This is a genomic window from Pantoea sp. At-9b (genome assembly GCF_000175935.2).
Lineage (GTDB): Bacteria > Pseudomonadota > Gammaproteobacteria > Enterobacterales > Enterobacteriaceae > Pantoea.
The window spans coordinates 3,342,628-3,363,866 of record NC_014837.1 but is presented as its reverse complement, the minus strand read 5'-3'; the positions used below and the strand labels follow the sequence as shown (position 1 = coordinate 3,363,866).

22 protein-coding genes, 5 tRNA genes and 1 other annotated feature are annotated in these 21,239 nt (G+C 52.9%); of the genes, 22 read left to right on the top strand and 5 right to left on the bottom strand.

Annotated features, from left to right (window positions below; all coding sequences use genetic code 11):
- Window positions 1-139 precede the first annotated feature (139 nt).
- From tam to luxS, 15 genes are all read left to right on the top strand, one after another.
- On the top strand, window positions 140-916 hold the full coding sequence (gene tam / locus PAT9B_RS15490; RefSeq protein WP_013510217.1) for a trans-aconitate 2-methyltransferase: 777 nt from the start codon (window positions 140-142) through the stop codon (window positions 914-916).
- 100 nt (window positions 917-1,016) lie between these two features.
- Complete coding sequence (pncC, locus tag PAT9B_RS15485) at window positions 1,017-1,511, top strand: nicotinamide-nucleotide amidase (protein WP_013510216.1); 495 nt, start codon at window positions 1,017-1,019, stop codon at window positions 1,509-1,511.
- A gap of 96 nt (window positions 1,512-1,607) precedes the next feature.
- Window positions 1,608-2,678 (top strand): recombinase RecA, encoded by a 1,071-nt coding sequence (gene recA, locus PAT9B_RS15480; protein ID WP_013510215.1) that lies wholly within the window; start codon window positions 1,608-1,610, stop codon window positions 2,676-2,678.
- Window positions 2,679-2,784: 106 nt separating this feature from the next.
- Window positions 2,785-3,294: a regulatory protein RecX gene (locus tag PAT9B_RS15475; protein WP_013510214.1), complete on the top strand. Its 510-nt coding sequence runs from the start codon at window positions 2,785-2,787 to the stop codon at window positions 3,292-3,294.
- Window positions 3,295-3,430: 136 nt separating this feature from the next.
- On the top strand, window positions 3,431-6,058 hold the full coding sequence (gene alaS / locus PAT9B_RS15470) for an alanine--tRNA ligase (protein ID WP_013510213.1): 2,628 nt from the start codon (window positions 3,431-3,433) through the stop codon (window positions 6,056-6,058).
- A gap of 249 nt (window positions 6,059-6,307) precedes the next feature.
- Window positions 6,308-6,493 carry a carbon storage regulator CsrA gene (gene csrA, locus PAT9B_RS15465; protein WP_013510212.1) on the top strand — a complete coding sequence of 62 codons (186 nt, stop codon included), beginning with the start codon at window positions 6,308-6,310 and terminating at the stop codon, window positions 6,491-6,493.
- Between the two features lie 283 nt (window positions 6,494-6,776).
- Window positions 6,777-6,869 (top strand) — tRNA-Ser (locus tag PAT9B_RS15460).
- 9 nt (window positions 6,870-6,878) lie between these two features.
- Window positions 6,879-6,955: transfer RNA gene (locus tag PAT9B_RS15455), tRNA-Arg, on the top strand.
- An 87-nt stretch (window positions 6,956-7,042) separates the two neighbouring features.
- Window positions 7,043-7,119, top strand: a tRNA-Arg gene (locus PAT9B_RS15450).
- Window positions 7,120-7,177: 58 nt separating this feature from the next.
- A tRNA-Arg gene (locus PAT9B_RS15445) sits at window positions 7,178-7,254 on the top strand.
- A 53-nt stretch (window positions 7,255-7,307) separates the two neighbouring features.
- Window positions 7,308-7,384, top strand: a tRNA-Arg gene (locus PAT9B_RS15440).
- Window positions 7,385-7,592: 208 nt separating this feature from the next.
- The gene (yqaB, locus tag PAT9B_RS15435; RefSeq protein WP_013510211.1) at window positions 7,593-8,159 is read left to right on the top strand and encodes a fructose-1-phosphate/6-phosphogluconate phosphatase; all 567 of its coding nucleotides are present in this window, start codon (window positions 7,593-7,595) and stop codon (window positions 8,157-8,159) included.
- Window positions 8,156-8,584: a YqaA family protein gene (locus tag PAT9B_RS15430; protein WP_013510210.1), complete on the top strand. Its 429-nt coding sequence runs from the start codon at window positions 8,156-8,158 to the stop codon at window positions 8,582-8,584. Before yqaB ends, PAT9B_RS15430 begins: the two co-directional genes overlap by 4 nt.
- A gap of 31 nt (window positions 8,585-8,615) precedes the next feature.
- Window positions 8,616-10,220, top strand: coding sequence for a glutamate--cysteine ligase (gene gshA / locus PAT9B_RS15425; protein WP_013510209.1), 1,605 nt, complete (start codon window positions 8,616-8,618; stop codon window positions 10,218-10,220).
- A 148-nt stretch (window positions 10,221-10,368) separates the two neighbouring features.
- Window positions 10,369-10,884 (top strand): S-ribosylhomocysteine lyase, encoded by a 516-nt coding sequence (gene luxS / locus PAT9B_RS15420; RefSeq protein WP_013510208.1) that lies wholly within the window; start codon window positions 10,369-10,371, stop codon window positions 10,882-10,884.
- Between the two features lie 51 nt (window positions 10,885-10,935).
- Here the strand turns inward: luxS and PAT9B_RS15415 are convergent, their stop codons facing one another.
- Both PAT9B_RS15415 and PAT9B_RS15410 read right to left on the bottom strand, forming a co-directional pair.
- A complete protein-coding gene (locus PAT9B_RS15415) occupies window positions 10,936-12,222 on the bottom strand; it encodes an HlyC/CorC family transporter (protein ID WP_013510207.1) in 1,287 nt (428 codons plus the stop codon).
- A 13-nt stretch (window positions 12,223-12,235) separates the two neighbouring features.
- Window positions 12,236-13,036 carry an inner membrane protein YpjD gene (locus tag PAT9B_RS15410; RefSeq protein WP_013510206.1) on the bottom strand — a complete coding sequence of 267 codons (801 nt, stop codon included), beginning with the start codon at window positions 13,034-13,036 and terminating at the stop codon, window positions 12,236-12,238.
- 166 nt (window positions 13,037-13,202) lie between these two features.
- On the opposite strand from PAT9B_RS15410, the gene ffh reads away from it, so the two are divergent.
- The 5 genes from ffh to rplS all read left to right on the top strand — a co-directional run bounded on the left by ffh (window position 13,203) and on the right by rplS (window position 16,712).
- Complete coding sequence (ffh, locus tag PAT9B_RS15405) at window positions 13,203-14,564, top strand: signal recognition particle protein (RefSeq protein ID WP_013510205.1); 1,362 nt, start codon at window positions 13,203-13,205, stop codon at window positions 14,562-14,564.
- Between the two features lie 142 nt (window positions 14,565-14,706).
- Window positions 14,707-14,955 carry a 30S ribosomal protein S16 gene (gene rpsP, locus PAT9B_RS15400; protein ID WP_013510204.1) on the top strand — a complete coding sequence of 83 codons (249 nt, stop codon included), beginning with the start codon at window positions 14,707-14,709 and terminating at the stop codon, window positions 14,953-14,955.
- An 18-nt stretch (window positions 14,956-14,973) separates the two neighbouring features.
- Window positions 14,974-15,522, top strand: a complete 549-nt coding sequence (rimM, locus tag PAT9B_RS15395) for a ribosome maturation factor RimM (RefSeq protein ID WP_013510203.1) — start codon at window positions 14,974-14,976, stop codon at window positions 15,520-15,522.
- A gap of 35 nt (window positions 15,523-15,557) precedes the next feature.
- Window positions 15,558-16,322 carry a tRNA (guanosine(37)-N1)-methyltransferase TrmD gene (gene trmD, locus PAT9B_RS15390; RefSeq protein WP_041525837.1) on the top strand — a complete coding sequence of 255 codons (765 nt, stop codon included), beginning with the start codon at window positions 15,558-15,560 and terminating at the stop codon, window positions 16,320-16,322.
- 42 nt (window positions 16,323-16,364) lie between these two features.
- The gene (gene rplS, locus PAT9B_RS15385; RefSeq protein ID WP_013510201.1) at window positions 16,365-16,712 is read left to right on the top strand and encodes a 50S ribosomal protein L19; all 348 of its coding nucleotides are present in this window, start codon (window positions 16,365-16,367) and stop codon (window positions 16,710-16,712) included.
- A 67-nt stretch (window positions 16,713-16,779) separates the two neighbouring features.
- Here the strand turns inward: rplS and PAT9B_RS15380 are convergent, their stop codons facing one another.
- Window positions 16,780-17,301, bottom strand: a complete 522-nt coding sequence (locus tag PAT9B_RS15380; protein WP_013510200.1) for a GNAT family N-acetyltransferase — start codon at window positions 17,299-17,301, stop codon at window positions 16,780-16,782.
- Between the two features lie 300 nt (window positions 17,302-17,601).
- Here PAT9B_RS15380 and PAT9B_RS15375 point away from each other — a divergent pair, with 300 nt between their 5' ends.
- Together PAT9B_RS15375 and tyrA are read left to right on the top strand one after the other, a co-directional pair.
- Window positions 17,602-18,681, top strand: a complete 1,080-nt coding sequence (locus PAT9B_RS15375; RefSeq protein WP_013510199.1) for a 3-deoxy-7-phosphoheptulonate synthase — start codon at window positions 17,602-17,604, stop codon at window positions 18,679-18,681.
- Window positions 18,682-18,687: 6 nt separating this feature from the next.
- On the top strand, window positions 18,688-19,809 hold the full coding sequence (tyrA, locus tag PAT9B_RS15370) for a bifunctional chorismate mutase/prephenate dehydrogenase (RefSeq protein ID WP_013510198.1): 1,122 nt from the start codon (window positions 18,688-18,690) through the stop codon (window positions 19,807-19,809).
- Window positions 19,810-19,842: 33 nt separating this feature from the next.
- On the opposite strand, the gene pheA is transcribed toward tyrA, so the two are convergent.
- Window positions 19,843-21,006 (bottom strand): bifunctional chorismate mutase/prephenate dehydratase, encoded by a 1,164-nt coding sequence (gene pheA / locus PAT9B_RS15365; protein WP_041525836.1) that lies wholly within the window; start codon window positions 21,004-21,006, stop codon window positions 19,843-19,845.
- Complete coding sequence (locus tag PAT9B_RS30965) at window positions 20,993-21,151, bottom strand: hypothetical protein (RefSeq protein ID WP_013510196.1); 159 nt, start codon at window positions 21,149-21,151, stop codon at window positions 20,993-20,995. The genes pheA and PAT9B_RS30965 overlap by 14 nt, the downstream gene beginning before the upstream one ends.
- Window positions 21,029-21,152, bottom strand: a sequence feature (Phe leader region). Its footprint overlaps the gene before it by 123 nt.
- Window positions 21,153-21,239: the final 87 nt, after the last annotated feature.

Below are 21,239 nucleotides of genomic sequence, written 5' to 3'. Positions count from 1 at the left end.
ACGTCGTTTTAACTTAATATCCTTCGTGATGACTGACCAGTGCCTGAAGGTTAAAAAGGTGAAGTAACGCACTTTTCCTCCCCCGAAAGTGGCAAAAGCGGGTAGTGTTTTGCTCTTCGGGTAAAACAGGAGTGTTCAAATGCAAGACTGGAATCCACAGCTGTATCGGCAGTTTGAATCAGAAAGGACGCGCCCGGCACGCGAGTTACTGACGCGGATCGCCACCCCGGATGTACGCTATGCCACGGATTTAGGCTGCGGACCGGGCAACAGTACGGAATTACTGGTGCAGGCCTGGCCGGACGCGCTCGTCACCGGCATCGACAGTTCAGAGGCGATGCTGGTACAGGCGCGTGAGCGTCTGCCGGGTTGCCGTTTTGCGCAGGCTGATATTCGTTACTGGCAGGCAGAACAGCCGCAGCAGGTGATTTACGCCAATGCATCACTGCAATGGCTGGGCGATCATCAGGCGTTGTTGCCGCATCTGGTTAGCCAACTTGATATCGGCGGCTCCCTGGCGATTCAGATGCCCGATAATCTTGAAGAACCTTCCCATCGTCTGATGCGTGACGTCGCCGCCGGCGAACGTTGGCGAGCACATATTTCGCCCCAGGCTGCCGATCGTAAACGCTTACTGACCACCGAGCAGTATTATGATTTGCTGAGTGACGCGGGCTGTGAGGTAGATATCTGGCGTACCACCTATTACCACGTGATGTCTGATGCTCAGGCCATTATTACCTGGCTACGCGCTACAGGATTGCGTCCTTTCCTCGCCGGCCTGGATGATAGCCAGCAACACGCCTTTTTAGCGGAGTATCATCAGGCGTTAATTCCTGCTTATCCGACCCGCAGCAACGGCAAGGTTTTGCTGGCTTTCCCGCGTCTTTTTATGGTGGCGATGAAAACCCGCTAACGCTGCTGGAACCCCGCGCGCAAAACGCAATATTGGGGTTGAAAAGCGTCCTCCGCCGCACCATTTCCTGTTAACGTGAGCGCCAGACAAGGAGAAGGCGATGAACGATGAACAGTTACAACAGTTGAGTCGTCGTATTGGCGAGCAGCTGAAAATACGCAAGGCAACCATTACTGCGGCCGAATCCTGTACGGGTGGCTGGATTGCAAAAGTGTTTACCGATATCAGCGGCAGTTCAGCCTGGTTTGAACGCAGTTTCGTCACTTACAGCAATGAGGCCAAACAGCAGATGGTCGGTGTGCAGACCAGCACGCTGGCGCAGTTTGGTGCGGTGAGCGAACAGACCGTGCGCGAGATGGCTGTGGGGGCGTGTAAAGAAGCGGCGGCGCAGTATGCCATTGCCGTCAGCGGCATTGCCGGGCCGGATGGCGGAACGCCGGAGAAGCCGGTTGGTACCGTCTGGTTTGGCTTTGCCGGGCCGGAAGGACGCGTAATAGCACAGTGTCAGCGCTTTGATGGCGACCGTGATGCTGTGCGTCGTCAATCCGTCGCCTGGGCGTTACAAACGCTGCATGATGAATTTCTGACAAATTAAACTTGATACTGTATGACTGTACAGTATAATTACCGGCAACAGAACGCGAGCTGGCATACAGAGATGCCCGCTTACCCGGCATGATTAGGAGTGGAAATGGCGATTGACGAAAACAAACAGAAGGCTTTAGCTGCCGCGCTGGGCCAGATTGAGAAACAATTTGGTAAAGGCTCCATCATGCGCCTGGGTGAAGACCGCTCGATGGACGTTGAAACCATCTCCACCGGTTCACTGTCACTGGATATCGCGTTAGGTGCGGGTGGCCTGCCGATGGGGCGTATCGTTGAGATTTATGGCCCGGAATCTTCAGGTAAAACCACGCTGACCCTGCAGGTGATTGCCGCAGCACAGCGCAAAGGCAAAACCTGTGCCTTTATCGACGCCGAGCACGCGCTGGACCCGGTTTACGCGAAAAAACTGGGTGTGGATATCGATAACCTGCTGTGTTCACAGCCGGATACCGGTGAGCAGGCGCTGGAAATCTGTGATGCGCTGGCGCGCTCTGGTGCTGTCGACGTCATCATTGTTGACTCCGTCGCGGCTCTGACGCCGAAAGCTGAAATTGAAGGCGAAATTGGCGACTCCCACATGGGTCTGGCTGCACGTATGATGAGCCAGGCGATGCGTAAGCTGGCGGGTAACCTGAAACAGTCCAACACGCTGCTGATTTTCATCAACCAGATCCGTATGAAGATTGGTGTGATGTTTGGTAACCCGGAAACCACGACCGGTGGTAACGCACTGAAATTCTACGCTTCTGTACGTCTTGATATCCGTCGTATCGGCGCCATTAAAGAAGGTGACGAGGTCGTCGGTAGCGAAACGCGTGTGAAAGTGGTGAAGAACAAAGTTGCAGCGCCGTTCAAACAGGCTGAGTTCCAGATTATGTACGGTGAAGGCATCAATACCTTCGGCGAACTGGTCGACCTCGGTGTGAAGCACAAGCTGGTTGAAAAAGCGGGTGCCTGGTATAGCTATAACGGCGACAAGATTGGTCAGGGTAAAGCGAATGCGACCAACTTCCTGAAAGAGAATCCGGCGATTGCCAACGAAATCGATCAGAAGTTGCGTGACATGCTGCTGACCGGTGCCACCGCGACGGCGGGTGCTGCGGATGTTTCCGCGGAAGATTACGAAGAAGCCAGCGAAACCAACGAAGATTTCTGATACCACAACGGGAGCACACTGCTCCCGTTTTGTTTTTCCCCGCCAGCACTTTCCCTCTGTGAATTCTTGCTTTACCCTGCGCCACTGTCTGAACAAGGTAGATCATATGTCATCATCACCGACACCCGCGCCAACTTTTTCCCGTTTACTGGATCGTGCGATGCGCATCCTGTCACAGCGCGACCACAGCCGTGCAGAGCTGAAAGGGAAACTACAACTTTCCAATCAGCGCGCAGCCTGGATGAAGCAGGAAGCGGTCGAGCCGATCCCGGATGAACTGCTGGAGCAGGTGGCCGATTGGTGCCAACAAAACGGTTGGTTAAACGATCAACGTTTCACGGAACGCTTTATCCTCAGCCGCAGTCGCAAAGGCTATGGCCCGCAACGTATCCGCATGGAGCTGCAACAAAAGGGCATTGCGCGTGATGATATTGACCAGGCGCTGTTTGATACCGAGGTCAATTGGGTGGCCTGTGCCGCTGGACTGGCAACGCGCAAGTTTGGCGATCCGCTGCCACAAGATTGGGCAGGGAAGAGCAAGGTGCAGCGTTTTTTGATGACAAAAGGCTTTCTGATGGAAGATATTCAAGCCATTTTCAGAAATTTTGATGACTGAAAGGCGATGGGATTTTACTTCCCACTGAAGAAAATTTATCTTATTCCCACTTTTTGTTCCTCAGTCAGCGGTGGGTCGGGCGCATGCGGCTTGCCAGACGAAAGGGAACGTTCGTTAGCGTGATTCCAGGAAATTTATGAGCAAGAGCACTGCTGAGATCCGTCAAGCGTTTCTCGACTTTTTTCATAGCAAGGGACATCAGGTTGTAGCCAGCAGCTCCCTCGTACCGAACAACGACCCGACGCTGCTGTTTACCAATGCCGGGATGAACCAGTTTAAAGACGTTTTCCTCGGTCAGGATAAGCGCGATTACTCGCGTGCGACCACGGCGCAGCGTTGTGTGCGTGCCGGTGGTAAGCACAACGACCTCGAAAACGTGGGCTACACCGCACGCCATCACACCTTCTTTGAAATGTTGGGCAACTTCAGCTTTGGCGACTATTTCAAAAAAGACGCGATTGCTTACGCCTGGGAACTGCTGACGGGTGAGCAGTGGTTTAAGCTGCCGAAAGATCGTCTCTGGGTCACCGTCTATGAAACGGACGATGAAGCCTATGACATCTGGGCGAATGACATTGGTATTCCGCGCGAACGTATTATTCGCATCGGTGATAACAAAGGCAGCGCTTACGCCTCTGACAACTTCTGGCAGATGGGTGATACCGGTCCTTGCGGTCCGTGCAGCGAAATTTTCTTCGACCATGGCGATCATATCTGGGGTGGCCCGCCGGGCAGCCCGGAAGAAGACGGCGATCGTTATATTGAAATCTGGAACATCGTGTTCATGCAGTTTAACCGTCAGGCTGACGGTACCATGCAACCGCTGCCAAAACCTTCCGTGGATACCGGTATGGGGCTGGAGCGTATTGCGGCGGTGTTGCAGCACGTGAACTCCAACTACGAAATCGATCTGTTTGCCAAACTGATTAAGTCAGTGGCAGACGTGACCGGTGCGACCGACCTCAGCAATAAATCGCTGCGCGTTATTGCCGACCATATCCGTTCCTGCGCCTTCCTGATTGCGGATGGTGTGATTCCTTCGAATGAAAACCGTGGCTATGTTCTGCGTCGCATCATTCGTCGCGCGGTACGCCACGGCAATATGCTCGGTGCGAAAGATGCCTTCTTCTACAAACTGGTTGCACCGCTGATTGAAGTGATGGGTTCAGCGGGTGAAGATCTGCAACGTCAGCAGGCACAGGTAGAAAACGTGCTGAAAGCGGAAGAAGAGCAGTTCGCGAAAACGCTGGAGCGTGGTCTGGCATTGCTGGATGAAGAATTGGCGAAATTGCAGGGCGATACCCTTGATGGGGAAACCGTCTTCCGTCTGTATGACACTTTCGGCTTCCCTGTCGATCTGACAGCCGATGTTTGCCGTGAGCGTGATCTGAAGATCGACGAAGCAGGCTTCGAAGTGGCGATGGAGCAGCAGCGTCAGCGTGCACGTGAAGCCAGCGGCTTTGGTGCCGATTACAACAATGTGATCCGTATTGACTCTGCCTCTGCGTTTAAAGGCTATGACCAGCTGGCATTGGCTTCCACTGTGCAGGCGCTGTTTGTTGATGGCCAACAGGTTGACCACGTCAGTGCAGGTCAGGACGCCGTGGTGGTGCTGGATGAAACCCCGTTCTACGGTGAGTCTGGTGGGCAGGTAGGGGATACCGGTGTTCTGGCTGGGAATAATGCTGAATTTAGCGTCCAGGATACACAGAAGTATGGTCAGGCGATTGGTCATATCGGTAAGCTTACCCAGGGACAACTGCGTGTCGGTGACCGCCTGAACGCTCAGGTTGATGAAGAACGTCGCGCACGTATTCGCCTGAACCACTCCGCGACGCACCTGCTGCATGCCGCGTTGCGTCAGGTACTCGGTGACCATGTGGCGCAGAAAGGTTCGCTGGTAAACGACAAGTACTTGCGTTTCGACTTCTCGCATTTCGAAGCGATGAAACCGCAGGAAATCCGTCAGGTTGAAGATATCGTCAACGCCCAGATTCGTCGTAATCTGGCGGTTGAAACCAACATCATGGACCTGGAAGCGGCCAAAGCGAAGGGCGCAATGGCGCTGTTTGGCGAGAAATATGATCAGCGCGTGCGCGTGCTGAGCATGGGTGATTTCTCAACCGAGCTGTGTGGCGGTACTCACGCGGCCCGTACCGGTGATATTGGCCTGTTCCGCATTCAGTCTGAGTCAGGCACTGCGGCAGGCGTGCGTCGTATTGAAGCCGTTACCGGTGAAGGTGCGCTGGCACAGGTTAATGCGCAGAGTCATCAGTTGCACGACATCGCGCAGTTGGTGAAAGCCAACAGCAGCAACCTGAATGAAAAAGTGCGTGGTCTGGTGGATCACGTGCGTGCGCTGGAAAAAGAGCTGCAACAATTGCGTGACCAGCAGGCGGCGCAAGAGAGTGCCTCGCTGAGTAGCAAAGCCATTGATGTAAAAGGTACTAAGCTGCTGGTGAGTGAGCTGAGCAACGTCGAACCGAAGATGCTGCGTACCATGATGGACGATCTGAAAAATCAGCTCGGTTCCGCCATTATCGTGCTGGCAACGGTCGCGGAAGGTAAAGTGTCACTGATTGCCGGGGTAACCAAAGACTTGACCGACCGCGTGAAGGCGGGTGAACTGGTCGGTGAGCTGGCTGCACAGGTCGGTGGCAAAGGCGGTGGTCGTCCGGATATGGCACAGGCGGGTGGTACTAATCCGCAGGCGCTGGCCGGTGCGCTTGCAGGTGTGCAGGACTGGGTTAGCAATCGACTGTAACGAAATAAAACTAAGCATCGTGGAGAGCGCCAGGAACAGATGTTCCGGCGCTTTTTAACGCGATGTGCACCAGGTAATGACAAAGTCAGGTTGAGGCAGTGTATTTCGGCTAAACTAACTATCAGCAGAATGTATTGGCGTGGCAAACCACAATGGTGTATTTGTCATAGACATTGTTCGGCAGTATATGATGGATATGGCCGGGAACCCGAACAGGCCCGACTCTTTTAATCTTTCAAGGAGCAAAGAATGCTTATTCTAACTCGTCGAGTTGGTGAAACCCTCATGATTGGCGATGAGGTGACTGTAACGGTGCTGGGAGTTAAAGGTAACCAGGTCCGTATTGGCGTCAATGCACCTAAAGAGGTTTCAGTGCATCGCGAAGAGATCTATCAGCGCATCCAGGCAGAAAAAGCTCAGCCTACGAGTTACTAACGGATTCAGCGCCTCGCTTTGCGGCGAGGCGCTACCGCTTTTCCCCTGCTTTTCTGCTTTCCCGCTCATTTTCTTCTTTCTCATTTTGTTATCTGTGTCGCCCTTTTACTGTTGATTAATCACTCTTTTTGTCGGCAAATTGCGCGGATTGTCTGTCATTTGTGCAAACGAACCTGTAGTGGGAAAAATTGTTTGACTTATAAGTGCGGGAAAGTAATATGTGCGCCACGCAGTGCCGATGAGCAGAAACAAGTTCAGCAGCACAGTTCGTAAGAACGCGTAAGGTGAGGTGGCCGAGAGGCTGAAGGCGCTCCCCTGCTAAGGGAGTATGCGGTCAAAAGCTGCATCCGGGGTTCGAATCCCCGCCTCACCGCCATTTTTCGATGCATCCATAGCTCAGCTGGATAGAGTACTCGGCTACGAACCGAGCGGTCGGAGGTTCGAATCCTCCTGGATGCACCATCGAAAAAGATGTCGTAAAGAGTGAACGAGCAGTTCCTTTCGTGGTGAGTTGTTAGCACCCTGCGTTGTACAAGAATTTTCAGAAATGCATCCATAGCTCAGCTGGATAGAGTACTCGGCTACGAACCGAGCGGTCGGAGGTTCGAATCCTCCTGGATGCACCATTCTTCGTATCATTCCCAGGTTGATTTCAGTTAGTCCATCGTAAGAAAATCTCTCAATGCATCCATAGCTCAGCTGGATAGAGTACTCGGCTACGAACCGAGCGGTCGGAGGTTCGAATCCTCCTGGATGCACCATTCTTTGTCTCATCACCAGATTTAGTGAGTCCGTCGCAAGAAAAACTCTCAATGCATCCATAGCTCAGCTGGATAGAGTACTCGGCTACGAACCGAGCGGTCGGAGGTTCGAATCCTCCTGGATGCACCATCGCCTTACCCTCGCAATCTTTGTCATCTGCCCGTTCCCCCCAAAACACTGAATTAACCGTCATTTATGCGCGGCACCGTTTTCTCACCTTTTTCTTAAATCCAAAATTGCTAATGCTTTCAAAGCATTTGCTGTTAAGCACACCTGGCGACAACCTGAACGCATTACGTTAAAGTAAGGGCACCTTTGCAGGACGTCCGGAGTGACAATGTACGACCAATATGACGCCTTGATTTTCGATATGGACGGCACGATTCTCGATTCTGAGCCGACACATCGAAAAGCCTGGCATCAGGTGCTCAGCCGCTATGGTTTCGCCATTGACGACGAAAAAATGGTGGGCTTCAACGGTGCGCCTACTTGGCAGTTGGCGCAATTTATCATCGAGCAAAACAACGCCTCGCATGATCCGCATCAGTTGGCGGCGGAAAAGACTCAGGTCTTCAAAGCGATGCTGCTGGAAGGTGTTCGTCCGTTGCCATTGATGGAGGTGGTGAAGGCATATCATGGCCGTCGCCCAATGGCCGTCGGGACCGGCAGCGAACATAGCCTGGCGGAAGCGCTGTTGAAGCAGTTGGGCGTATATCATCTTTTTACCGCAGTCGTCGGCGCCGATGATGTTCAGCGCCATAAACCGCAACCGGATACCTTTTTGCGTTGCGCCGAGCTGATGGGCGTCGCACCCGCGCGTTGTGTGGTATTTGAAGATGCTGATTTTGGCGTGCAGGCAGCCAAAGCGGCAGGTATGGATGTGGTTGATGTCCGTTTACTGTGAATGACTTTCTGACTTATGGCTCGTTATTTGGCAGTAGCTTTCTGAGTGCCACTCTCCTTCCGGGGAGCTCAGAAGCGATGCTGGTTGCCCTGTTGATCGCCCAAAAAGGCTCGGTCTATGGGTTGCTATTGGCTGCATCAGTGGGAAACACGCTGGGCGGTCTGACGAACATTTTTCTTGGTCGCCTGATGCCACCAAAAGGGCAGGGGCGATGGCATAACACAGCAATGACGTGGTTACACCGATTCGGACCTGCAGCCCTGCTGTTTAGCTGGCTACCCGTGGTGGGCGATCTGCTCTGCGTCTTCGCAGGCTGGTTGCGCGTTGGCTGGCTTCCGGCGTTGTTGTTTCTCGCCATCGGTAAAACACTGCGTTACATCGTTATCGCGACGGTCACTTTGCAAGGTTTGCAATGGTGGCATTGATTCGCACAGATTCGAGGCTACGGTTAACATTATGCTGAACAAAAATAAATTATTCGCACAGCGGGAGGTTAATGTGATCCCGGACGTATCAAAAGCGCTTTCCTGGCTGGAAGCGCATCCCGACGCGTTAAAGGGTATCGGCCGTGGCATTGAACGCGAAACGTTGCGTGTCGAGCCGGATGGCCACCTGGCAACCACCGGGCACCCAGAGTCCCTGGGTTCTGCGCTGAAGCACGATTGGATTACCACCGATTTTGCCGAAACGCTGTTGGAGTTCATCACGCCTGTTGATCAGAACATCGATCACATGCTCAGTTTCCTGCGCGACATTCACCGCCATGTGGCACGTGAATTGGGTCAGGAGCGCATGTGGCCGTTTAGCATGCCCTGTATCATTGAAGATGCGGATAAAATCGAGCTGGCGCAGTACGGCAGCTCCAATATCGGCAAAATGAAGACGCTGTATCGCCAGGGCCTGAAAAACCGCTATGGCGCGTTGATGCAGACCATTTCAGGTATCCATTACAACTTCTCGCTACCGTTGTCATTTTGGCGTGAGTGGGCGGATGTCAAAGATGCGGAAAGCGGTAAAGAAACCATCTCCGCCGGTTATCTGCGTCTTATTCGTAACTACTACCGTTTCGGCTGGGTGATTCCGTATCTGTTTGGCGCATCGCCCGCGATTTGCTCCAGCTTCCTGCAAGGCCGGGACAGTAACCTGCCGTTTGAAACGAACGACCAGGGGACACTATGGCTGCCGTATGCCACCTCGCTGCGTCTGAGCGACCTCGGTTATACCAATAAATCGCAAAGTGGGTTGGGCATTACCTTTAACTCGCTGGAAGGGTATGTTGCCGCGTTGAAAGCCGCCATCAAGACGCCTTCTGAGGACTATGCGGCGATTGGCACCAAAGATGCTGACGGCAACTGGTTGCAGCTGAACACCAATGTGCTGCAAATCGAGAACGAATTATATGCGCCGATTCGTCCGAAGCGCGTGACGCGTAGCGGTGAAGCGCCTTCAGATGCGCTGCAACGCGGCGGTATTGAATACATTGAAGTTCGCTCGCTGGACATCAATCCGTTCTCTGCAATCGGCGTGGATGCGAACCAGGTGCGTTTCCTCGACTTGTTCCTGATTTGGTGTACGCTGGCAGATGCGCCAGAAATGAGTGCGGATGAGTTGCTGTGTAGTCGCAAAAACTGGAATCGTGTGGTGCTCGAAGGCCGTAAGCCAGGTCAGATGATTGCCGTGGGGTGCAGTGAACCCCAGCATACGCTGGTTGAAGTCGGTAAGGCATTGTTTGCGGACCTGCATCGCGTGGCGGAAGTGCTCGACAGCAATGAAGGCAGCACGCAATATCAACAGGTTTGCGATCAACTGGTGGCATCGTTTGACGATCCTGAGCTAACCTATTCGGCGCGCATCCTTCATGCCATGAAGGAAAATGGTTTAACCGGAACCGGTGTGGCACTGGCTGAACAGTATCGTCATCTGCTGTGTGAGGAGCCGCTTGAGGTGCTGAGCGAGGATGATTTTACGCGTCAGGCACAGGATTCAGTGCTCGCGCAAGAGAAGCTGGAACAGAGTGATACGCTGGATTTCGCCAGCTATCTCGCCAGCCGGGAAGGGTAAAAAGAAAAGGCCACATCACTGTGGCCGAATTAACATCTCTGTTGTCAGGGATGATGATAACAAATGCGCGTCTTTCATATATTCAGACGTTGGGCGAACAGAAAAGTTTCATCGTTTTAAAAAAATTCTCAAAACAGGAGGTGACAATATGCCACTGCTGGATAGTTTTACTGTAGATCACACCATCATGGGCGCGCCCGCAGTGCGTGTAGCAAAAACCATGAAAACTCCTCATGGCGATACCATCACCGTTTTTGACCTGCGCTTCTGCCGACCGAACAAAGAAATTCTGACCGAGCGCGGTATTCATACGCTGGAGCATCTTTTCGCCGGATTTATGCGTAACCACCTGAATGGTGAAGGCGTTGAAATCGTCGATATCTCGCCGATGGGTTGCCGTACCGGTTTTTACATGAGCCTGATTGGTGCGCCGGACGAGCAACGTGTGGCAAAAGCGTGGAAAGGGGCGATGGAAGACGTTCTGAAAGTGAAAGAGCAGAACCAGATCCCGGAATTGAACGAGTATCAGTGTGGTAGCTACAAGCTGCACTCACTGGACGAAGCGCAACAGATTGCTCGCAATGTGCTGGCACACGAGATTGGCGTTAACTACAACGACGATCTGAAACTGCCGGCAGAAAAACTGCACGAACTGCACATCTAGTTGCTGTTGCTGCAGAAAGAAAAATGCCGCGTTTATCGCGGCATTTTTATGTCAGGAACCAATCGATGATTTCAGTGGCGTGTGCGGTGTAATGCGTACCTGCTTCACCATGTTGTCCTGTACATCGAGAATATCGATATCGTACTTGCCGACCTGAACCTGGGTATTGACCTGTGGAATCTCTTCCAGCACTTCCAGCAGCATGCCATTAATGGTGCGGGCTTCCTCTTCCGGCAGCGACCAGTTGAACGCTTTGTTAATTTCACGCACGTTAGCGCCGCCTTCAATCAGCACTGAGCCGTCAGTCTGCGGCATCACTTCTTCCGCCAGCGTTGGTGACATTGACGTGGTGAAGTCACCGACGATTTCTTCAAGAATATCTTCGATGGTTACCAAACCTTTGATATCGCCGTATTCATCAACGACCAGTCCGACCTTCTTCTTATTACGTTGAAATTTCACCAACTGAACGTTCAGTGGCGTTCCTTCCGGCACGTAGTAGATTTCATCGGCAGCGCGCAGCAGCGTCTCTTTGTTGAACTCTTTTTTCTCGGTCATCATGCGCCAGGCTTCACGCACACGCAGCATGCCGACACAGTCGTCCAGCGAGTCGCGAAACAAGACAATGCGGCCATGCGGAGAGTGGCTAAGCTGACGCACCACGGATTTCCAGTCGTCATTGACGTTGATGCCGACGATCTCGTTACGCGGCACCATGATGTCTTCAACGCCGACCTTTTCCAGGTCCAGCACTGACAGCAGCATATCCTGGTTACGGCGTGACATCAGGCTACGCGATTCATACACAATGGTGCGTAACTCCTCTTTGCTCAATGCGGAGTTAATTGAACCATCGGTTTTGATGCCGACCATACGCATCAAAATGCGGGTAATGGTATTCAGCAGCCAGACCAGCGGCAGCATCACGTATTGCAGCGGCGTCAGCAGGAAACTGCTGGGATAAGCGACCTTCTCCGGGTAGAGCGCCGCGATAGTTTTCGGCAGTACCTCGGCAAACACCAACACCACGAAGGTCAGCACACCGGTGGCAATCGCCACACCGGCGTCGCCGTATAAACGCATGCCGACAATGGTACCTAAGGCTGATGCCAGGATGTTGACCAGGTTGTTACCAATCAGCACCAGGCTAATCAGGCGATCCGGACGGCGCAGCAGTTTTTCGACGCGACGGGCGCTACGTTGACCGTTTTTCGCCTGATGGCGCAGTTTGTAGCGGTTGAGCGTCATCATGCCGGTCTCTGAACCGGAGAAATAGGCCGAGACCAGCACCATGATGACCAGGGTGATGATCAACGTGGTGGTTGAAACATGTTCCAACGCAAAAATTCCTTTAGTGAGACGATTGGGTGAGCAGGTGTTGCAGTACACGGCTGCCGAAATAGGCCATCGTCAGCAAAATTGCACCGCTGCAGTTGAACCAGACGACGCGACGACCGCGCCAGCCCTCGTGATAGTGTCCCCAGAGCAAAACGATATAAACAAACCAGGCAATAATCGACAACACCGCTTTATCTACATTCTCGGCGCTGAACAAATTGTGCATATAGAACAGGCCAGTCACCAGCACCAACGTCAGCAGCACCACACCAATTTGCGTGATGTGGAACATTTTGCGCTCAATGCTGAGTAACGGCGGCATGTCCTGCGTGAACGCCAGCTTTTTATTTTTCAGTTGGTAGTCGATCCACGCCAGCTGCAACGCATACAGGGCCGCAATGATCAGGGTGGCGTAAGCAAACAGCGACAGACCAATGTGGATCATCATGCCCGGTGTGGTTTCCAGGTGCGTAATAAAGGCATTGGGCACGAAGGTAGCAAAGGCCAGGTTGATCAGGGCAAAGCTGTAGACAACCGGCAGTAGCAACCAGCCCCGATTACGCGATGCGACGATAGTCATAATGGCGCAGATCAGCAGGCTGACCAGCGAGCCAATATTCAGCAGGCTAAGATTTTGTCCGTTATCGACGGCAAAAATACGTTGTTGTAACGCCACAGCGTGGGCGATTAGCGCCACACAGGCAGAGAGCACAGCAAAGCGCCGCCAGCCCCCATTGCGTTTCAGCAGGCTGGGGATGATCAAAGCAAGGCTGAGAGAGTAGGCGAACAGCGCCACGATCGCAAAAACGAACATAGATCCTTTCAGGTGTCAGTCAGATAAGGAAAAAACTAGTATAACGTCAGCCGCAGCAGGCTCCAAACGATCTGAAGGGCAATTGCAGAGATCGGCCTGGCTTCGTGTTATAATCCGCCGCATTGTGTCGCCTTGGCGGCCTCGCTATGTGTCTAAGTGAGAGAGCATGTTTGATAATTTAACCGATCGTTTGTCGCAAACCCTGCGCAATATTAGCGGCCGCGGAAGGCTGACCGAAGACAACATCAAGGACACGCTGCGTGAAGTGCGTATGGCGTTGCTGGAAGCGGATGTCGCGCTGCCGGTGGTCCGTGAATTTATCAACCGCGTCAAAGAGCGCGCGGTCGGCCATGATGTGAACAAGAGCCTGACTCCGGGTCAGGAATTCATCAAAATTGTTCGCAATGAACTGGTCGAGGCGATGGGTGCAGAAAATAATGCACTCAATCTCGCCGCCCAGCCGCCAGCTGTGGTGCTGATGGCGGGCCTGCAAGGTGCCGGTAAAACCACCAGTGTCGCGAAGCTGGGTAAATTCCTGCGTGAGAAGCACAAGAAAAAAGTGCTGGTTGTCTCCGCTGACGTCTATCGCCCGGCGGCGATCCGCCAGCTGGAAACGCTGGCGCAACAGGTAGGCGTGGATTTCTGCCCGTCTGACCTGAGCCAGAAGCCCGTCGACATCGTGAACAATGCGTTGAAAGAAGCGCGTTTGCAGTTCTATGACGTGCTGTTAGTGGATACCGCGGGTCGTCTGCACGTTGACGAAGCGATGATGGACGAAATCAAGCAGGTTCATGCCGCGATCAATCCGGTGGAAACGCTGTTTGTTGTCGATGCGATGACCGGCCAGGATGCCGCCAACACCGCGAAAGCGTTCAACGAAGCGCTGCCGCTGACCGGTGTGATCCTGACCAAAGTCGATGGTGATGCGCGCGGTGGTGCGGCGCTGTCGATTCGTCATATTACCGGCAAGCCGATCAAATTCATGGGTGTCGGCGAGAAAACGGAGGCGCTGGAGCCGTTCTATCCGGATCGTATCGCCTCACGTATCCTCGGCATGGGCGATGTACTGTCGCTGATTGAAGATATCGAAAGCAAGGTTGACCGCGAACAAGCGGAAAAGCTGGCGAAGAAACTGAAAACCGGCGATGGCTTTGACCTTAATGATTTCCTTGAGCAGCTAAAGCAAATGCGCAACATGGGCGGCATGGCAAGCCTGATGGGTAAGCTGCCGGGCATGGGACAGTTGCCGGATAACGTGAAATCACAGATGGACGATAAGCTGCTGGTGCGTATGGAAGCGATCATCAACTCGATGACGCGGAAAGAACGTGAGAAGCCTGAAATCATTAAGGGTTCCCGCAAGCGTCGTATCGCTCTGGGTTCGGGCATGCAGGTGCAGGATGTTAACCGACTGCTGAAGCAGTTCGATGATATGCAGCGCATGATGAAGAAAATGAAGAAGGGCGGCATGGCGAAAATGATGCGTAGTATGAAGGGCATGATGCCGCCAGGATTCCCCGGTCGTTAAGTCGACCGGCTAAATGCCGGAAAAGTGAGATGCTCAGGTTGCTTTTTGCGCCAAAATGAGTAAAATTTTCGGGCTTTTTATATTGCACCCGGGCCCCGTTCCTCGATGGGGCCCGGTTGTTTTATTAACTAATGAGGATGTTATGGTAACCATTCGTTTGGCACGTCACGGCGCTAAAAAGCGTCCGTTCTATCAGGTCGTCGTTACTGACAGCCGCAATGCTCGTAACGGTCGCTTCATCGAGCGCGTAGGTTTCTTCAACCCGATCGCTGCTGGTCAGGCTGAAGGTCTGCGTCTGGATCTGGACCGTATTGAGCACTGGGTTGGCCAGGGCGCAACGCTTTCTGATCGCGTTAATGCGCTGATCAAAGAAGCAAAAAAAGCAGCTTAATCTGTCACGGTGGTGAGCATGAGCAGAAAACCTGCCGCACAGCCTCCCGCTAACCCGGTCGTACTGGGGAAGATGGGTGCCGCTTACGGCATTCGGGGCTGGCTCAAAGTGTTTTCTTCCACCGAAGAAGCCGAAAGTATCTTCGACTATCAGCCTTGGTTTATTCAGCATGCCGGTCAATGGCAGCTGGTCGAACTGGAAGGCTGGAAGCACCACAATCAGGACCTGATCATCAAAGTCAATGGCATTGACGATCGGGATGCCGCGGCTCAATTAACCAATTGCGAAATTACGGTTGATTCCGCGCAACTGCCGGCGCTGGAAGAGGGTGATTACTACTGGAAAGACCTTATGGGTTGCAAAGTCGTAAACCTCGAAGGCTACGAAATGGGCAAAGTCATTGATTTGATGGAGACCGGCTCGAACGACGTCCTCGTCGTTAAGGCAAACCTGAAAGATGCATTCGGTGCACAGGAGCGGTTAATACCGTTTCTTGATGAACAGGTTATCAAGAAAGTCGATCTCTCTACTGGCACTATTGAAGTAGATTGGGATCCTGGTTTTTGATCTCCGGACAAACCGGTAACGCAACGGCGAACGCGATGTGGATTGGTGTTATTAGCCTGTTTCCAGAGATGTTTCGCGCTATTACCGATTACGGGGTAACTGGCCGGGCAGTAAAAAATGGCCTGCTCAACATTGAGAGCTGGAGTCCTCGTGACTTCACGCACGACCGGCACCGTACCGTGGACGATCGTCCTTACGGCGGCGGACCGGGAATGTTGATGATGGTGCAACCCTTACGGGACGCCATCCACGCAGCGAAAGCAGCGGCGGGGGAAGGTGCTAAGGTGATTTATCTTTCACCTCAGGGGCGCAAACTCGACCAACAGGGCGTTTGCGAACTGGCGACACACCAGAAGCTGATTCTGGTTTGTGGTCGTTATGAAGGAATAGATGAGCGCGTTATTCAAACCGAAATTGATGAAGAATGGTCAATCGGTGATTACGTACTCAGTGGCGGTGAGCTGCCAGCCATGACGTTAATTGACTCAGTTGCCCGGTTTATCCCTGGCGTATTGGGAAAACAGGCGTCAGCCGATGAGGATTCATTCTCGGATGGTTTGCTGGATTGCCCGCACTATACCCGACCTGAAGTGTTAGAAGGGATGGATGTTCCGGCAGTGTTACTGTCGGGGAACCATGCTGATATTCGCCGATGGCGCCTGAAACAGTCGCTAGGCCGTACCTGGCTGAGAAGACCTGAACTTCTGGAAAACCTGGCTCTGACTGAAGAGCAAGCAAGGTTGCTTACTGAGTTCCAGCGGGAACATCAGCAGCAACAAAACGATGAGGCGGAAGAGTAATCTTCCCTGACTATCAGTTTACCCAGGATAAGAGATTTAATTATGAGCAACATTATCAAGCAACTTGAACAAGAGCAGATGAAACAGGACGTACCTTCCTTCCGTCCGGGTGATACCGTGGAAGTGAAAGTATGGGTCGTTGAAGGTTCTAAGAAACGTCTGCAGGCATTCGAGGGCGTGGTTATCGCTATTCGTAACCGCGGTCTGCACTCTGCATTCACTGTTCGCAAGATTTCTAACGGCGAAGGCGTTGAGCGTGTCTTCCAGACTCACTCTCCGGTAATTGACAGCATCGCTGTTAAACGTCGTGGTGCTGTGCGTCAAGCCAAACTGTACTACCTGCGTGAGCGTACTGGTAAGTCTGCTCGTATTAAAGAGCGTCTTAACTAAGAGCTCGCGTAAGCGACATCTCAAAGTTAATAGCAAACAAGGGGTTGGCATCTGCCAGCCCCTTTTTTTATCCGCGCGTTAAATGATAAATGGCGGTATTCACCGGGCCGCTTTCCAGCACGATCAAACCGTAGCGGTAATCCACAAAGCTAAATCCACAGCGTTCCGCCACTGCACGACTGGCGAGATTATCTGCGGCTGCCAGAATCTCCAGTGTCTTCAGACCGGGTGTCTGAAACCCTAACTCAATCAGCTGTGCGACGGCGCGGGTTGCTACTCTCTGGCGCTGGGCATCAGAACGTACCCAATAGCCTATCGCGCTGAACTCTCCGGGTTGGCGGGCAAAGCGGATCCCGGCACCACCTAATAGCCGATGATGTTCATCTACGATGGCAAATTCTTCTGCCTCACCCTGATCACGCTGGATATGGGTAAACTTAATCCAGCTGATGGCTTCTTCGAGACGGTAGTCCTCATGCGCCCATACCATCCAGGGCTGCAGGCTGGTGAGCGAGGTATTTACTGCTTCGGTAAAGGCACTGGCATCCTGCCAATGCCAGGGGCGAAGGTGTACAGCAGCGATTGTCATCAATTTGATCCTGAAAAGTGACATATAACAGAATGTTAGCGCAGGCTTTGCTGCTAGTCGTGTGGTGTTTTATATCTTTAGTGTAAACTATTATTTACGTTCTGTGTTTTGTTTTTCTGTTTTTGAATTCTATTAACTATATGTATTTTAAATATTTTATTTGATTTTATGTGAGTGGTTTATTTGTGTGGTAATAAAAGTGTACATGCATGGATTGCATCATTTACGACTTGTGGTAAAGTGTGCAGCATCCTCAGTGAGGACCCTGACACGCATAAACGAGTAAAAAGGATCGCTATCATGCAAAAAGACGCGCTGAACAATGTGCATATCGCCGATGAACAAATTTTAATTACCCCCGGAGAGCTGAAAGCGAAATTCCCGCTGAGCGCTGCTCAGGAAGCGCAAATTGCTGCTTCCCGCCAGACGATCTCCGATATCATCGCTGGCCGCGATCCGCGCCTGCTGGTGGTCTGTGGTCCTTGTTCTATCCACGATACCGAAGCTGCACTTGAATATGCCCGTCTGCTCAAAACTCTTTCTGAACAGTTGAAGGATCAGCTGTACATCGTTATGCGTGTCTATTTTGAAAAACCCCGTACCACCGTCGGCTGGAAAGGGTTGATCAACGATCCTTATATGGACAACTCGTTTGATATGGAAGCCGGGCTGCACATTGCGCGTCAGCTGCTGGTGAACCTGGTGGAGATGGGACTGCCGTTGGCTACGGAAGCGCTCGATCCGAATAGCCCACAATACCTTGGCGATCTGTTCAGCTGGTCGGCCATTGGTGCGCGTACCACCGAATCGCAAACGCATCGCGAGATGGCCTCTGGCCTTTCTATGCCGGTGGGCTTTAAAAATGGCACCGATGGTAGCCTGGGTACGGCGATCAATGCGATGCGCGCAGCTGCCATGCCACACCGTTTTGTCGGTATCAACCAGGCCGGTCAGGTGTGCCTGCTGCAGACCCAGGGTAACCCGGATGGCCACGTGATTCTGCGTGGTGGCAAAGCACCGAACTACGGCCCGGAAGATGTGGCGCAGTGTGAAAAAGAGATGCTGAAAGCGGGACTGCGCCCAGCCTTAATGATAGATTGCAGCCATGGCAATTCTAACAAAGACTATCGCCGTCAGCCCGGTGTAGCCGAATCGGCTATTGCCCAGATCAAAGATGGAAACCGCTCCATTATCGGCCTGATGCTGGAAAGCCACATTCATGAAGGCAACCAGTCTTCTGAGCAGCCGCGTAGTGAGATGAAGTACGGGGTGTCCGTCACCGATGCCTGCATCAACTGGGACACCACCGAAACCTTACTGCGTGAAATCCATCAGGATCTGCAGGGAGTGCTGTCGGCGCGTCTGTCACACGAGGTGTAATGAGTCATGGTGGCTGAACTGACCGCGCTACGCGATCAAATCGATGAAGTAGATAAAGCCCTGCTCGGGTTGCTGGCAAAGCGGCTTGAGCTGGTGGCAGAAGTAGGCGAAGTAAAAAGCCGTTATGGCTTACCGATCTATGTACCGGAGCGTGAAGCCAGCATGTTGGCTTCACGTCGTCAGGAAGCGGAGGCGCTCGGTGTGCCGCCGGATCTGATTGAGGATGTGCTGCGTCGTTTGATGCGCGAATCCTACACCAGTGAAAACGATAAGGGCTTCAAAACCCTGTGTCCGACACTGCGTCCAGTGGTGATTGTCGGTGGCCGTGGCCAGATGGGGCGTCTGTTTGAAAAGATGCTGACCTTGTCTGGCTATCAGGTCCGTCTGCTCGACAAAGAGGACTGGGACCAGGCTGATACCTTACTGAAAGATGCCGGTATGGTGATCATCAGTGTGCCGATCCATCTGACAGAACAAATCATCGCGCAGCTGCCAACGCTGCCGGCAGATTGCATTCTGGTCGATCTGGCATCGGTGAAGAACCGTCCATTGCAGGCCATGCTGGCGGCACACAGCGGTCCGGTGCTTGGTCTGCACCCGATGTTTGGCCCGGACAGCGGTAGCCTGGCAAAACAGGTTGTGGTGTGGTGCGATGGGCGTCAGCCGGAAGCCTACCAGTGGTTCCTTGAACAGATTCAGGTATGGGGAGCGCGGCTGCATCGTATCAGTGCTGTCGAGCATGACCAAAACATGGCGTTTATCCAGGCGTTGCGTCACTTCGCCACCTTTGCCTATGGCCTGCATCTGGCGGAAGAGAACGTCAATCTGGATCAACTGTTGGCTTTGTCTTCACCGATTTACCGCCTGGAACTGGCGATGGTGGGGCGGTTGTTTGCGCAGGACCCACAGCTGTATGCCGACATCATCATGTCTTCAGAAAGCAACATTGCGCTGATTAAACGTTATTACCAGCGCTTTGGTGAAGCGATTACCTTGCTGGAGCACGGTGATAAACAGGCGTTTATTGAGAGCTTCCGACGCGTGGAACACTGGTTTGGTGACTACGCGAAACGCTTCCTGGTCGAGAGTCGCAGCATGCTGCGTTCGGCCAATGATAGCCGACAATAAAACAGCAGGGCATCCGCAGGGATGCCCTTTTGTTTAGATGCGCGGCTCTACCGGCACCACATTCTCACCCGGATAACAACCGAGTACTTTCAACGAACGGGTCAGGCCGCGCAGCTCTTCCAGCGCGCGCTGCATGCTGTCAGATTGCAGATTACCCTGCACGTCGATGTAAAACATCTCTTCCCATGGATTGCCGTTGATTGGCCGTGATTCGAGTTTGCTCATGATCAGGTTGTGCTGACGCAATACCAGCAGGGCTTCAACCAGTGCCCCCGCCTGCTGCCCGGTAGCCATAATCAGCGTGGTTTTGGCCGGAACCTGGTCAGAGACATCAATCGGCTTACGCGCCAGTACGATAAAGCGAGTATGGTTCTGCTGCTGGTTGGCCAGATCGCGTTCCAGGACCTGTAATTGATACAACTCACCGCCCGCTTCGCTACCGAGTGCGGCCACTTTCGGTGAATTCATCGCCGCCACTTTTTCCATCGCCGCTGCGGTGCTTTCGGTATATTCGATTTTCCACTGTGGGAAACGGTTGATGAACTGGCTGCACTGCTGGAACGGTTGCGGATGGCTGTAGACGGTTTCAATCTGCTGCAAATCGGTATTGCCGCTCACCAACACACAATGTTCGATAGGGATGGTCAGTTCACCGACAATCGACAGCGAGGTTTGCTGCAGCAGGTCATAAACGTCATTGATGGAGCCGGAAGAGGTGTTCTCAATCGGCATCACGGCATAGTCAGCCTGGCCGCTCTCCACTTGCTGAATGATATCCTGAAACTTCAGGCAACCGCTTTCCACCATCGAATCGAAATGGCGGGCGGCATATTTGCGTGCGGCAAGGTGTGAATAGGAGCCTTTCGGGCCAAGAAACGCAATGCGGGGTGCATGAGCATGCGGATGGTTGAGATTCTTTTGCAGCAGCGCCTGCTGAGTTAACACCGAATCTTCAATCACCAGTTGGAAAAGACGGGTGATGTAGTGTGCATCAAGCTGGTGTTTCTTCCCGAGCGTAATCAGGTTTTCCAGTAGGGCACGTTCACGTTCGACATCACGAATCGGGCGGTGTGTGGCCAGTTTTGCCTGCGCAACGTCAATCGCCAGGCTACGGCGCTCAGCCAGCAGCGTCAGTAGCTTCTCATCAACAGCGCTGATTTTGTCGCGTAATGCCAGCAGTGGATTATCGGGGTTCATTCGGCTCACCTGTAAGCTGTCCAATAAAAAAGCCTCCCGGTTGGGAGGCTTTGTTGTTCGTCTTCGCATTCATTTTCACATGACGAATCGCCTCCCAATCAGGGGAAGGTAAAAAGAATGCGAAGAAGAACGGCAGACGTTTCATGTTAGATTCCATACGTAAAGTGACCCGAGATTAACCGTACTGATTTAAGCCTGTCAATAAAAAACGCGCCCGTAGGCGCGTTGCTGAG

Excerpts from the sequence above, each read along its gene's own strand:
- tam (WP_013510217.1), top strand. The coding sequence starts at position 140 with ATGCAAGACTGGAATCCACAGCTGTATCGGCAGTTTGAATCAGAAAGG.
- pncC (WP_013510216.1), top strand. The coding sequence starts at position 1,017 with ATGAACGATGAACAGTTACAACAGTTGAGTCGTCGTATTGGCGAGCAG.
- recA (WP_013510215.1), top strand. The coding sequence starts at position 1,608 with ATGGCGATTGACGAAAACAAACAGAAGGCTTTAGCTGCCGCGCTGGGC.
- PAT9B_RS15475 (WP_013510214.1), top strand. The coding sequence starts at position 2,785 with ATGTCATCATCACCGACACCCGCGCCAACTTTTTCCCGTTTACTGGAT.
- alaS (WP_013510213.1), top strand. The coding sequence starts at position 3,431 with ATGAGCAAGAGCACTGCTGAGATCCGTCAAGCGTTTCTCGACTTTTTT.
- csrA (WP_013510212.1), top strand. The coding sequence starts at position 6,308 with ATGCTTATTCTAACTCGTCGAGTTGGTGAAACCCTCATGATTGGCGAT.
- yqaB (WP_013510211.1), top strand. The coding sequence starts at position 7,593 with ATGTACGACCAATATGACGCCTTGATTTTCGATATGGACGGCACGATT.
- gshA (WP_013510209.1), top strand. The coding sequence starts at position 8,616 with ATGCTGAACAAAAATAAATTATTCGCACAGCGGGAGGTTAATGTGATC.
- luxS (WP_013510208.1), top strand. The coding sequence starts at position 10,369 with ATGCCACTGCTGGATAGTTTTACTGTAGATCACACCATCATGGGCGCG.
- PAT9B_RS15410 (WP_013510206.1), bottom strand. The coding sequence starts at position 13,036 with ATGTTCGTTTTTGCGATCGTGGCGCTGTTCGCCTACTCTCTCAGCCTT.
- ffh (WP_013510205.1), top strand. The coding sequence starts at position 13,203 with ATGTTTGATAATTTAACCGATCGTTTGTCGCAAACCCTGCGCAATATT.
- rpsP (WP_013510204.1), top strand. The coding sequence starts at position 14,707 with ATGGTAACCATTCGTTTGGCACGTCACGGCGCTAAAAAGCGTCCGTTC.
- rimM (WP_013510203.1), top strand. The coding sequence starts at position 14,974 with ATGAGCAGAAAACCTGCCGCACAGCCTCCCGCTAACCCGGTCGTACTG.
- trmD (WP_041525837.1), top strand. The coding sequence starts at position 15,558 with ATGTGGATTGGTGTTATTAGCCTGTTTCCAGAGATGTTTCGCGCTATT.
- rplS (WP_013510201.1), top strand. The coding sequence starts at position 16,365 with ATGAGCAACATTATCAAGCAACTTGAACAAGAGCAGATGAAACAGGAC.
- PAT9B_RS15380 (WP_013510200.1), bottom strand. The coding sequence starts at position 17,301 with ATGACAATCGCTGCTGTACACCTTCGCCCCTGGCATTGGCAGGATGCC.
- PAT9B_RS15375 (WP_013510199.1), top strand. The coding sequence starts at position 17,602 with ATGCAAAAAGACGCGCTGAACAATGTGCATATCGCCGATGAACAAATT.
- tyrA (WP_013510198.1), top strand. The coding sequence starts at position 18,688 with ATGGTGGCTGAACTGACCGCGCTACGCGATCAAATCGATGAAGTAGAT.
- pheA (WP_041525836.1), bottom strand. The coding sequence starts at position 21,006 with ATGAACCCCGATAATCCACTGCTGGCATTACGCGACAAAATCAGCGCT.
- PAT9B_RS30965 (WP_013510196.1), bottom strand. The coding sequence starts at position 21,151 with ATGAAACGTCTGCCGTTCTTCTTCGCATTCTTTTTACCTTCCCCTGAT.